Source organism: Dyella acidisoli (assembly GCF_030160295.1).
Taxonomy (GTDB): Bacteria; Pseudomonadota; Gammaproteobacteria; order Xanthomonadales; family Rhodanobacteraceae; genus Dyella_B; species Dyella_B acidisoli.
Genome location: NZ_BSOB01000039.1, coordinates 1 through 13,547, shown reverse-complemented (window position 1 = coordinate 13,547; position 13,547 = coordinate 1). Strand labels below are relative to the sequence as shown.

Sequence of the window (13,547 nt, the reverse complement as noted above, 5' to 3'; positions counted from 1 at the left end):
GTGACGCTAACCAATTGATTTTATTTGCCGATTAACCGGACAGTACTGGGGCCAGCAAAGAAAAGTGACCCGGTCGCTTCGCGACCGGAAGCGCCGCAGGCAATCCCCCAACACACGACATACCCAACTGAGGCAAGACGCTAATCAGGCCCCTCCGGGAGAGGGGCTATCGACACATCACCCCGCCAACGCCGCATCCACAATACCCTGCGCCTCGCGCAGGATCTCTTGCAGATGCTCATCGCTGCGGAAGCTCTCACCGTAGATCTTGTAGATCTCCTCGGTGCCCGACGGGCGCGCGGCGAACCAACCGCTTTCGGCCATCACCTTGATACCGCCGATCGGTGCATTGTTGCCAGGCGCGCGGTCGAGCACTTCAACAATCTTCTCACCGGCCAGCTCCCTGCTCTGCAATTGCTGCGGCGAAAGCTTGGACAGCCTGGCCTTCTGCTGCGCATTGGCGGCAGCATCAACGCGACTGGAATACGGCTTGCCCAGCGCATGAGTCAGTTCGGCATACAACTCACCCGGATCCCTGCCGGTGCTCGCAGTCATCTCCGCGGCGAGCAGCGACGGCACGATGCCGTCTTTATCGGTGGTCCACACCTTGCCATCGTGACGCAGCATGGAAGCCCCTGCGCTTTCCTCGCAGCCAAAGCCCAGCGAACCGTCGAACAAGCCATCCGCAAACCATTTGAAGCCGACCGGCACTTCGTACAGCCGGCGGCCCAGGCGCTGCGCCACGCGATCGATCAGCGAACTGCTCACTACCGTCTTGCCGACGCTGGCCCGCTCGGCCCATTGCGGGCGATGGCGGAACAGATAATCCACCATCACCGAAAGATAGTGATTCGCCTGCATCAAACCAGCGCTGCGCGATACGACGCCATGGCGGTCGTGATCGGTATCGCAGGCGAATGCCACGTCGTAGCGATCTTTCAGGCCGATCAGGCGCTGCATGGCGTACTGCGACGAAGGATCCATGCGGATCTTGCCGTCCCAATCCACCGTCATGAAGCGGAACGTGGGATCGACCACATCGCTCACCACGGTGAGATCGATGCCATAGCCCTGCGCGATCGGTTGCCAGTAATGCACGCCAGCGCCGCCAAGCGGATCGACGGCCATGCGCACGCCAGCACTGCGGATCACGTCGAAGTCGATGATGTTCTTCAGGTCATCGACGTAATGGCCGAGAAAATCATGTTCCTGCACCAGGCTGGAACGCCGCGCCGAGGGATAACTTATGCGCTTCACGCCATCGAGTTTGCTTTCGAGCAAAGCATTAGCGCGCTGCTGAATCCAGCCGGTGACGTCGGTTTCCGCCGGGCCGCCATTGGGCGGGTTGTATTTGAAACCACCATCGCTGGGCGGGTTATGCGAAGGCGTCACCACGATGCCGTCGGCCAATCCGTCTGTCCGTCCGCGGTTATGCACCAGGATCGCGTGCGATACGGCAGGTGTGGGCGTGTATTCGCCACCGGCGGAAATTGCTACCGGTACGTCGTTGGCTACCAGCACTTCCAACGCGCTTTCGAAGGCGGGCTGGGACAGCGCGTGCGTATCGATGCCGATATACAGCGGGCCGTTGATGCCCTTCTGGCGGCGGTAATCGCAAATGGCCTGGGTGATGGCCAGCACGTGCCATTCGTTGAAACTGCGATCGAACGAGGAACCACGATGGCCGGAGGTGCCGAAGCTTACGCGCTGGGTGGGTTCGGCAGGGTCTGGGCGAAGCGCGGTATAGGCGTCCAGCAGTTTTTGCACGTCTACCAGCATGGTTTCCTGAGCGGGTTGTCCCGCGCGGGCGTCGATATTGGGGTTCACGTAGAAGGGGTCCTCTGCTGAGCTTTTGGATTCCGCGACGCCTCACCCTGGCCTGATGCCGTCATTCCCGCGAAAGCGGGAATCCATCTTGCTCTTGAGCGAAAACCCAAAATGGATTCCCGCTTTCGCGGGAATGACGCCCCGGTGTAGCGGTGGGCAACGGCGAATTATCGGCGAAGGCACATCAATCCTTCGTCTGCACCACACCTGGAAGTGACCCTTCGTTCAGGCCGCAGCCTGCACGAGCTCGGCTGCCAGCGTGGGCAGCTCAGCGATCGTCTCGATGGTGTAATCCAGGTCGGCCTGGAGGTCGGTCAAGTCCGTATGCGTGGCGTAATGACCCTGGCGCACGAACACGGTAGTGAGCCGGTCGCCGAGCTTGCGCTTCATCTTGGCCAGCAGGTTCGGTTTGTCGTCGGTCATCACGTAATGCGAAGCCGGGTAGCGCTCCAGCATGGCATCCAGTGCAAGCTCCTTGTGCACGAAGATCAGCACTTCGCCGCGCACCGCGGCGCGGATGCCGGCGCGCTCGATCTTGTGCGGCTGGAACACGACGTCGCCATCGGAAAGAATCACCGCACGCCCAAGCTTGTTCAGTTCATCGATGCTCTCCAGCGCCTTCGGATACAGCTGGTGCTCGAACGGATAATCGAGCAACCAGTACGCCAAGTTGTATATGCCCGGACGCGTGTCGTTTTCCAGACGGAAGTGCTGCAGTGCGCCCAGATAATCGACATAGCCCAGCGAATCCCTGAGCTGTTCGTAGATCGCCCAGTAGCGGTCGCATTCGGCCTGACCGAACTCGCGGGTGAGATGCGCGCGCAGGTCGGCGCCGAAACGGTCGTTGTCGAGCAAGGTGTTGTCGACATCCAGCAGAAATACGTGCGAAGCGTTGGTCTTGGCTTGATTCACAAATAGACATCCACATGATGCTCGCCGCCGTCGTCGATCAGCGGCAGCCGGTCCCCCTCGACCGGTTTGCCGTTGAACACGATGCGGCGCGATTCGCCCTGCCCCTGCGCCACGTGCACCACGATCTGATAATCGGTCTCGCGGTGGCGGTAGCTCAGGCGGTACTCCGTCCAGTCTGGCGGAAGCACGGGGGCGATGTACAGGCTTTCGCCCTCCACCCGCAGGCCCAGCAGCGATTCCATGATCAGCCGGTACATCCAGCCGGCCGAACCGGTATACCAGGTCCAGCCGCCGCGGCCGTCATGCACCCCGCCGTAATAGACGTCTGCGGCGACCACGTAGGGCTCCACCTTGTAGACGTCGATGCGCTCGCCGCTGCCGTGGCTGATCGGACTGATCATGTGCAGCAATTCCCAAGCACGCCTCGCATCGCCCACGGCGGCAAAGGCCATCGTCGCCCAGACCGCGGCATGCGTGTACTGCCCTCCGTTTTCGCGCACGCCCGGCACGTAGCCCTTGATGTAGCCGGGGTCCAGGGAGGAGCGGTCGAACGGCGGGTCGAGCAACTGGACGATGCCGGCATCGTGCTTCACCAGATACCGATCCAGCGAATCCAGCGCCTGCTGGCGGCGATCCGGCGGTGCGGCGCCCGACAGCACCGACCAGCTCTGTGCGATCGAATCGATGCGGCATTCCTCGTTGTGCTTGGAACCCAGCGGCGTGCCGTCGTCGAAATACGCGCGCCGATACCACTCGCCGTCCCAACCGTGTTCATTCAGCGCGGCGGCGAATTTGCGCGCCTCCTCTTCGCACCGTTGTGCGAACGTTTCGTCGTTATGACGCCGCGCAGTCTCGGCAAACGAATTCAGCATCTCGCACATGAAAAAACCCAGCCAGATGCTTTCGCCGATGCCCTTCTCGCCAACCTTGTTCATGCCGTCGTTCCAGTCGCCGGTGCCGATCAGCGGCAAGCCATGCGGACCGCGCGCCTTCAAACCGCGCTCGATCGCTTGCACGCAATGCTCGTACAACGTGGCGCTCTGCTGCGATCGCACCGGCAGGTCGTAATAGGATTCCTCGTCAGGACGCACCGGACGGCCTTCGATATAGCCAATGCGTTCGTCCATCACGCCCGTATCGTGCGTAGTGTGCACGTAGCGGCTAAGCGCCAGCGGCAGCCACAAATAATCATCGGAACAATGCGTGCGCACGCCACGATCGGTCGGCGGATGCCACCAGTGCTGCACGTCGCCTTCCACGAACTGATGCGCTGCGCACAGCAGCAGATGTTGCCGTGCGCTGTATGGGCTGGCGTGGATCATCGCCATGGAATCCTGCAACTGGTCGCGGAACCCGAATGCACCACCCGACTGGTAATAACCGCTGCGTCCCCAGAAACGTGCGGCGATCACCTGATACATCAGCCAGCCGTTCGCCAGGGCATTCACCGCCACGTCGGGCGTCTTCACCTGCACTCTGCCCAGCGTCCAGCGCCAATGCATGCGCACTTCCTCCAGCGCGGCGACGGCGGCATTGCTGCCACGGTAGCGATGGGCCAGATCGCTCGCACTTTTGGCATCCGGCGCCGCGCCGAGGCGGAAGATCACCTCGCGCGTTTCGTCCTTGCCCAGCTCGAATGGTACGTGGATCGCAGCACACGGATCGAGCCCGGCGCCGATACGTCCCGACAAGCCGGCTCGCCCCATGGCGGCGGGCTTGCGTGGACCACGGTTGCGACCGATGAATTCCATGCGGTCACAGGTCACGCTGCGCGTGGTGGCATCGGTATCGAAGAACGCCACCCGGCCGGGGAATTCGGTGTTGTAGGCGTTGCGTGCAAACAAGGCGCCGGTGACCGGATCGGGTTCGGTCACGATATGCATGGCGTACTTGTTGCGCATATCGCCCAGCACCCATTCCACGTAACCGGTGGCGGACAACCGACGTGTGCGCCCGGAACGGTTGTGCACGCGCAATACCCAGAATTTCAGTCGCGCATGCAAGGCCACGTACATCCACAACTCGGTGTGGATGCCGTCTTCGACGTGCTCGAATACCGAGTAACCAAAACCATGCCGCGTCACGTAAGCGCCCTTGCCGCGATGCGGCCACGGCGCGGGCGACCAGTAGTTGCCGGTTTCCTCATCGCGCAGATAGATCGCTTCGCCGCAGCTGTCGCTCACCGGATCGTTGTGCCACGGCGTTAGCCGGAACTCGTGCGAATTCTCCGCCCACGTATAAGCACTGCCCGTTTCGGAAACGACACAACCAAAATCCGGATTGGCGAGCACGTTCGCCCACGGCGCCGGCGTCGGGCGGCCCGGACGAAGCACGATCACGTATTCGCTGAGATCGGCCGAAAAACCGCCGTAACGATTGCCTAGCTGCAAGCTATCCAGCAGCGCCTGCGTGGTGTCCGCGGCCATGATTTCCACCGGCCAGCTCGATTTGCTGATGGTCAGAGCAGGCAGTTGCGCTTCCACGCGGCGGCGCTCGATCTGCTCCGCCAGCGTGCCGCGGCTGTCGTAAAGCACAATGCGCGCAACCGATTGCACCAGCACACGGTCTTCCACCGACAACTGTTGCGACGGACGCACGAAGATGCCGCCGGGACGATCAATCAAGCTCGCTTCGGTACCGGACGCGATCAGGCCAAGGATCAGGTCCTGCAATTCTTGCCGATAACCTGCCTGGTCTTCGTTCCAGATCACCAGATCGACCGCCAGGCCTTTCATGCGCCAATAAGCGTGCGCCTGTACGAGTTGCCGCACCAGTTCGATATTGGCGATATCGCCGATGCGCAGCAGCACGATCGGCAAATCACCCGAAATCGCCTGCCCCCACAATCCAGATTGCCCGCGACGATTGGCTTGCAGCACGCTTGTGTCAGCACGCAACAACGTGTTGGCATACAGGATGGATGCCGCCATGCGCTCGAACAGCCGCGCATCGGCATGCGTGGCGTTGAGTTGCTGCAGCAGCACCTGGCTGTGCGTCCAGGCGAGATCGAACACGCGGTCAGCGAGATGGCGATCGCGGTATTTCTCGGCCAGGTAAAGGCATGCATCGCGGTTATCCGCCATGCCTGTGACGATATCGATGGTGGCCGAGTGCTCCGGCGGCAGCGTGATGCGCACGCGAATCGCTACGATCGGATCGAGCACCGAACCCACCGTATTGGAAAGCTGCGTGCGCGATTCAAGCCGGCTCAGCGCCAGCGGCCTGGCAACGCTGCGTCCACGGCCAACGAACTTCGCGCGATCCGTTTCATACGAGATCTCATCAATCTGCGCATCGTGCACCGCCACCACATGGCACATCCACGGCACCCGTTCGTTGTTGGCGCGCGGGCGGCGCGTGCCTATCAAAGCGTGTGCGGACGCCACCCATTCCGTCTGCACGAACAGGTTGCTGAAAGCCGGATGCGAGGCATCGGCCATGGCCGGCGCGATGACCACTTCAGCAAACGTGGTGATTTCGATACTGCGTGGACGACGGCCGCGGTTGGTCAGCCGCACGCGGCGCAATTCGATATCGTCTTCCGGCGATACCACCACCTCGGTATGCGCATCGTAGTGATGCTTGCGCACGCGGAACTCGGCACGTGCATCGGAGAAGATCGCCTCGTAATGATCGGGCTTGATCAAGGTGGGCTGATATGTCGTGGACCACATACCGCCGCTTTCCACATCACGCAGGTAACAGAACTGCCCCCAATTATCGCGTGTGTAATCCTCGTGCCAGCGGTGGATGCTCAGATCACGGCAGCGGCTGTAGCCGCCGCCGCTGCTGCTTATCATCACGTGATAGCGGCCGTTCGACAGCAATTGCACCGCGGGCCGCGGCATGTTCGGGTCGGCGAATACACGCAGCGGATGGTCGGCCGCCGCCATACCGGTCTGCAACGTCTCGAAGCTGATGGCGTGCAGGTATTCCGTCGCGTTCTTGGGTACACGCTCCTGCAACAGCAAAGCGATGGCGCGAAACTGCGGATCATTGTCGAAGCGTTTCTGCATCGGCCGATCCAGCAGCAGGTAAGCCAGCGAAAGCAGGCTCATGCCCTGATGGTGCGCCATGAACGAGCTCACCACCACGGCGGTCTGCCCGCGCGGTACGCGTGCAGGCGTGTAGTCGACCGCTTCATAGAAACCGAAGCGCCCTCGCCTGCTTTCGTCTGCCAGCCGCTCCAGATTCGCATAGGCCGCCGAGGGCGAGACCATCAAGGCCATCACGCTCGCGTAGGGCGCGATCACCACGTCCTCGCCCAGGCCACGCTTCAGGCCCAAACCCGGCACACCGAATGCGCGGTATTGATAGTTCATGTGCACGTCGACGGTGTTGTAGCCCGACTCCGAAACACCCCATGGCACACCGGACTGGCGACCGTATTCGATCTGCCGCTCCACCGCGGCACGACAGGTTTGATCCAGCAGAGTGCCCTCATATGTCGGCATCACCAGCATCGGCATCAGGTACTCGAACATCGAGCCGGACCACGACAACAGCACCGGCTTGCCGCCGGCCGTGGTGAGCAGGCGCCCCAAGGCGAACCAACTATCCTGCGGCAACTGCCCTTGCGCGATGGTGAGATAACTCGCCAGGCGTGCTTCCGATGCAAGCAGGTCGTAGCAACTGGCATCCAGCCGGCGCTCGTCGACGTTGTAGCCGATGGAAAGCAGCTTCTTGCGCGGGTCGTACAAGAAACGGAAATCCATCATTGCCAGTTCCGAAATCGCTGAAGTCAGCCGCAGGATTTCGTCACGGCGCCCTTTCGGGGTCGACGATGGATCGCCCTCCGCATTGGCGCCAGCAGCCAGCAACACCTGCCATAAAGTAGGAATGGCGTCCTGCTCCGGCATACCGGACGTCCACGACATGGCCAGATCCAGCTCATGCCGAAGATCGGCAAGTTGTTCGCGCAGGCGCTGGTACCAGAAAAACGCTTCGGATTCTGGATCATCAGGAACAAGCGCCTGCAGATCGTCGATGCGCATTTGCAGATCCACCGCAAGCACCATCGCGCTATCTATCGATTCTGGCGGCGCCTGCACGCTGTCTTGCAGCAGGCGGCGCAAGCTGGCGACGGTCGCGTTGTGCTGACCATCTGGCAAGGTATCGCGCAACAGTGTCAGCGTGTCGCGCAAGCCATCCAGCAAGCGCGGGTGGAACAGCGGGTCCTCCAGCAAGGCGAGTAGCCCTGGCCGCAAGGTGAGCAGATGCGCAGCGAAATTGCCGCTGTCCACCGAAGAGATGTAATTCGGCCCCAGCGGCTGCAGCGTAAGGGTGTCGTACCAGTTGTACAGATGGCCGCGATAGCGCTCCATGCCCTGCAAGGTCTGCACAGTCTTGGCGATGCGATCAAGCAGGCGCCCGACCGTGATGAAACCGAAATCGTAGGCAGCCAGGCAGGACAGCATCGACAGGCCGATGTTGGTGGGCGAGGTGCGATGCGCCACGACGGTGGCCGGCACTTCCTGCATGTTGTCCGGCGGCAGCCAGTGGTCTTCCGGCCCCACATACGTTTCGAAGAAAGCCCAGATGCGTCGCGACAACGCACGCAGGAAACGCCGTTGCCGCCGGGTAGGCACGAACACGATTTCCTTGCGCCGCTCGCTCGACCAGCGCACGACTTCGGGACCGACCAGCCACAGCAGCATGATGGGCACAGCCGGCGCCAGCGCCAGCGGCTGCCGAACCCAGATAGCCGTGGCGCCGAGCAAAGCCAACATGGGATTGATCCACATCACGCGATACGCGTACGCAGCCGAATGAGTGCTGTCGTGCTCGACATCGCGCGAGGTGCGCCATTGCAGCAGATTGCGTCGGCTCACCGTGATGCGCCACACCGTGCGCGCAATCGCGTCCAGGCTGTAAAACGCTTCGTGCGGCAAGGTGGTCAGGCTGAAAAGCGCGCGCACAATGTGCTGACCGGCCGGCGCCAGCGCGGATTTCACATGCGAGGCGAGTGCGATGTCTTCCTGCTTCTGCACGATCGCCAGCAGCGACGAAAGCAACGGCAAGGTGAACAGCAAGGCCAGCACGGCCACCGTCCAGATGATCGGCTGAGTGAAACTCAGCCAGGCCAACAGGAACAACGCAATGAACGAAGGCGCCACCAGGCTGCGCCGGAGATTGTCGACAATCTTCCAGCGCGACAACCCGTCCAGCGTGTTCTTCACCCATTGCCCCTGGGCATTGGGCACGCGTGGCAACACCCATGGCAGCAATTGCCAATCGCCGCGAATCCAACGATGCCGGCGCTGATAATCGGCGGCATAGCTGGACGGATATTCCTCGTAGAGCGGCACATCTGTCAGCAGACCCGAACGCGCGTAGCACCCTTCGATCAGATCGTGGCTGAGGATGGTGTTCTCCCGGAAACGGTCATCCAGCGACTGCGCGATCGCTTGCACGTCATAGATGCCCTTGCCGATAAAGGAGCCTTCGCCGAACAGATCCTGATACACATCCGACACCATGCGTGTGTACGGATCGATGCCGACTTCGCTGCCGAACAGCATGGCGTAACGCGACCGCCCCGTGCTGGGCAAGCTGATGCCCAGCCGCGGCTGCAGAATGCCGTGGCCGCGCAGCATGCGCCCTTGAGAGACATCGTAAACAGGACGATTGAGCGGATGAGCCATCACGCTGGCGAACGCTTGCGCTGCATCACGCGGAAGCTGGGTGTCGGCGTCGAGCGTGACCACATAGCGTACGCTGCGCAGCACGTCGACCGCGCCGACGGTGAGCATGAACGACGTGGTCTGACCGGTGAGCAGCAGATGATTGAGGTCGTTGAGCTTGCCGCGCTTGCGCTCGTAGCCCATCCATACCTTGTCTACACGGTTGAAGCGCCGCGGACGATGCAGCAGGAAGAAGCGATCGCGGGAGCCCGGCGCATATTTCGCGTTAAGCGCATCGATGTGCTGACGCGCGAGCCGAAGCATCGTCTGGTCGTTTTCCTGCCACTCCTCGTCGCCATCCTTGAAATCGCTGAGCAAGGCGAAGTGAATGTTCTGGTCGCGATTGGCCAGAAAATGCACCTCCATCGCCTCGACCATATCTTCCACATCCTGCGTGTCGCCCAGCATCGTCGGCACCACTACCAACGTGCGCGCCGACGGCGGTACCCCACGCGAAAAATCCAGGCGCGGCAACATGCTCGGTGTCGTCGTGACCGTGACGATCCAGTTGACCAATCCCAACGCGAACTGGCTGGCCGCGAGCAATGCTGGAATCGCGATCAGCGCCAGCCCCCAAGCTGGATAGCCGCTGATGCTGGCCGCACGCACGATTGGCCCGGTGAACAGCAGCGTGAGCAATAGCGCCGTACCCACGTACATCAGCAGCGCCTTGCGCAGCAGCCTTCGCCGCAGATTCGCCCACGCGTGATAGCGGTAGCCGACTTGATTCTCCAGCGCGGGCAGGCCTTCGTCGATGAGGTAATAGCCTACGTGCGCACGAATGCCGAACACGGCTTGCTCCGTGGCGCATGCATTCGCCAGTTCGATCGCTTCGCGTGCAATCGCTTCCTCCGGATGGTTACTGGCGCGCGCCAATCGCTCCACCACATGGCGATAGTGATCGCGCGTGGCAAAGTCCATCTCCGGATACACGCCAGCGGGATCCTTGCGCAGTGTCTGGTCGACGATGCTTATCCGTTCGACGAAGGCGTGCCAGTCGATCGCCGACAGGTGGCGCAAGCTGCCGATGCTGTTGCCGACGGAAACCTGGTTGGCCGCCTGCTCCTGCGCTTCGACCTGCAATTGATGCTCGATGCTCGAACCGATTTCGGCCAAACGCTGTTCAATCCAAGTCAGCGGCATGGCCAACACCGGGCTCTGCCCTTGCAGGCGGCGCGCCAGTTCCGCCACGAACGCGTGGGTCATCGGCGGATCGGAGCGCGCCATATCGGCGACGCCAATAACCACACTCTTCGGATCGTGTTCGGCGATCTCAGTCAACACATCCGCCCATTTGCCCGCCTGATCGCGGTAATGGCGGTTCGACATCACGCGCACGGCGGCACGGCGCAGATTCTCGATCAACGCCAATCGCAGCATGATCGGCACCGCCCACAGCTCACCCAACGTCAGCGGCTGCACGGTCTGGTAGGCGGAAATGAAACGACCCAGGCTTTCGTCGTCCACGCGGCCGTCGCCATGCGAGATGGTTTCCAGCGCCAATACGTACACGCGCGGCAAGCCATCAGCATCTGCGCCATCCTGTACCAGCCGCGGCAGCTCACGGTTGTAGCGTCTGGGCAGGTGACGGCGAGCGATGCGGATCTGATCTTCGATCAGGTAGTAGTTGTCCAGCAGCCATTCGGCGGCTGGCGAAATGCGCCGGTTGCTCTTGGCTACGACGGTCAGCGCCTCGCAAATCTGAAGCAACAGGCTGGCGTTCTCGTCCAAACGCTTGAGCAAGCGGTCCGACACCGAATGCGGGCTGAGCTTATGCCGTTTGGCCAGCGCGATGCCGTGCTGCTCCATCTGCTCGGCACTGAACAGCTCCGCCCGCAGCGCCGGCTCCATCGATTCATCACCCGACGCCGTCTCGGCGTAGCGCGCCGCCGCTTGCGGATGCAGCGCTACCTGCAAAAGAGATTCGCCGATCCTGAACATCGCTTCCGCTCCGGCGGTGAAACAATTTTCCGCCAGAACGTTGTGATGCCCTGGCATTCGGCGCACACCGGCAGGCATGCGTCGCCGTGCGTACTAGCTAACGTGAAAAAAATAGCCGCCGAAGCGTGAAATTCAGGTACGCAATGTGTTTAGCGATGCAGGTCGGGATGAGAGCTTTCCCGAATGTTCTGCGTGCCTCGAACAATGAAACGCTTGATAGATCGTCAGTAAAAGCCCTTCTGTACCTGGAACCAGAATCGAGCCGAGCCATTGTTGTAGCTCGAGCCGAGCAACGCGGGACGGTTGCCCACCGGCTTGGCCACGCTGGTGCTGATCACCCAATCGTGCATCGCCACCCAGTGCAGACCGAGACCGATGCTGTTCAAGCGCGCCCGATTGACGCCAGGAAGAAAAGGCATCTTGTACGCCTTGACGTAGCCGCTGTCGGCAAACAATGAAGCCTGCCAAGGGCCGGGCATGGCCGTAATACTGAAATCGTGACGGTACTCGATGGTTTCCAGGTTGCCTTGCGTACCCGATACAACACCTACGTCATAGCCACGCACCGTGGTGGGGCCACCGAGGTAGAACTGTTCGGAAGTATCCAGATTCTTGTTTGCCGTCTGCCCCGAAAAACCGGCATACAAGGCATTGGTTTGATCGAGCTGCTGCAGGCGCGAAACCGAGTAATAGAATTTGGTGTAGCGGCCCGCCGTATGCGGTCCCAGCGCGTCGGCGAACGCAGAAAACAGGTTGTCGAAATAAAGCCGTCCACGCGCACCGCTGACATTGAAGTTGGTCACGCCGGTAACATCGCGCTGGTCTCCGGCCAGTGTCGCCACCCAGACGTTGGCGTGCCGGTGGGTCTGGATGTCGGCGATGTCGATATCGTCGCGCAAACGCTTGTGATCGAACTCGATCTGTCCGTACAGATTGCCGGCCATGTTGCGGATGAACGGCTGGGACAGCGTCACGCTTTGCACTAGCGCAGTGCCATGCGCATGCAACAGAGCAAGGCCATTGCGAAGCTGATAGTCCAATGCGGTGACTCCCGCGCCCAGCACGGTGCCCCATCCGTTCAACAGGTACTTGTATCCGGCGTTGCCGTAATTCATGCCTGCGCCGGATGTGACGCCGCTGAAGCTCAGCGTATCGCCCTGACGCAACAGACCGTTGACGGCAAATGTACCGCTCAGGCGTACGCGATCGGTATAACGGTTGCCGTAATCATCCAGGCCCAGGGTGCCGGTGTAGCGCGGCGCGGAAGTGACGTCGACAAGCAGATCCGACGTTCCCACCTGCTCTCCAGGCTGCGCGACGGTATTGACTTGCGCACCGGGAATGTCCGAAGCGAGCAACAAGCTTCGCTGCAGACGGAAACTGCTGACGGCCTCTCCCGATTGCAGCGGCGAAAGCGTTGCGTTCACCACGTGGTCGGCGACTTCACTGTGATTCTGCACCGCCACCTTGCCGTAGCGCGCCTCGACCACCTCGATGCGCACCATGCCGTTCTGTATCGTCTGCGCGACCACATAGGCCGTATCCAGCGGATAGCCGTGCGCGTGATAGGCATCGCTGATGCGATCGGCCACGGCGTCCAGATCGTCCAGCGTGAGGTTCTTGCCTTCTTCCGGTGCAACGATCGCTTGCAGTGTCGCAGTTGATAAGCGAGTGTTGCCTTCAACATCGATCTTGCTTACGTGGAAAGATTCGCCCGATGTGGCGCGATTGCGTTGCTGGCGCTGGAATTTCAAGCGCAGATCGGACGACGGTATGGGTGTGTTCTTCGGTTGTGTTTCCTGCAGGATCTGGCCGCTGTTGGGTGGCGGGGTACCTTGTGTCTGCGCGTATGCGGCAGAGCAGCCCAGCGCAAGGCAGAGTGAGCTGAAAGGGAGAACCACGCTGCGTATCGGAGTCATAGGGGGCGCTCTAGTTGTATGTTGTTATTGCTGAGTGCGTGCTGCTGCGCTGCTTGCTGAGCTTCTTCTGTTCGCTGCCATCCTGCGAATATGTCCACCACCTCTGCGCCGTCATTCCCGCGAAAGCGGGAATCCATCTTCGGCTTTGGCATCAGAGCAACATGGATTCCCGCTTTCGCGGGACGTTTGAAAAACCTGCCTGTTCACATGCAGTCACCCGCGACACATTGTGAAACAAGCGCCCATAGCGTGCCGTCTTTTAACG

Annotated in this window: 4 protein-coding genes; all 4 read right to left on the bottom strand. The window is 61.3% G+C overall.

Annotated elements, in window-relative coordinates:
- Positions 1 to 177: 177 nt before the first annotated feature.
- Positions 178 to 1,827, bottom strand: a complete 1,650-nt coding sequence (gene pgm / locus QQJ86_RS16210) for a phosphoglucomutase (alpha-D-glucose-1,6-bisphosphate-dependent) (protein ID WP_284322007.1) — start codon at positions 1,825 to 1,827, stop codon at positions 178 to 180.
- Between the two features lie 225 nt (positions 1,828 to 2,052).
- A complete protein-coding gene (locus QQJ86_RS16205; RefSeq protein ID WP_284322006.1) occupies positions 2,053 to 2,739 on the bottom strand; it encodes an HAD family hydrolase in 687 nt (228 codons plus the stop codon).
- Positions 2,736 to 11,363 carry a glycoside hydrolase family 94 protein gene (locus QQJ86_RS16200; protein WP_284322005.1) on the bottom strand — a complete coding sequence of 2,876 codons (8,628 nt, stop codon included), beginning with the start codon at positions 11,361 to 11,363 and terminating at the stop codon, positions 2,736 to 2,738. Before QQJ86_RS16200 ends, QQJ86_RS16205 begins: the two co-directional genes overlap by 4 nt.
- Before the next feature lie 224 nt (positions 11,364 to 11,587).
- Positions 11,588 to 13,282 carry a ShlB/FhaC/HecB family hemolysin secretion/activation protein gene (locus tag QQJ86_RS16195; RefSeq protein WP_284322004.1) on the bottom strand — a complete coding sequence of 565 codons (1,695 nt, stop codon included), beginning with the start codon at positions 13,280 to 13,282 and terminating at the stop codon, positions 11,588 to 11,590.
- Positions 13,283 to 13,547: the final 265 nt, after the last annotated feature.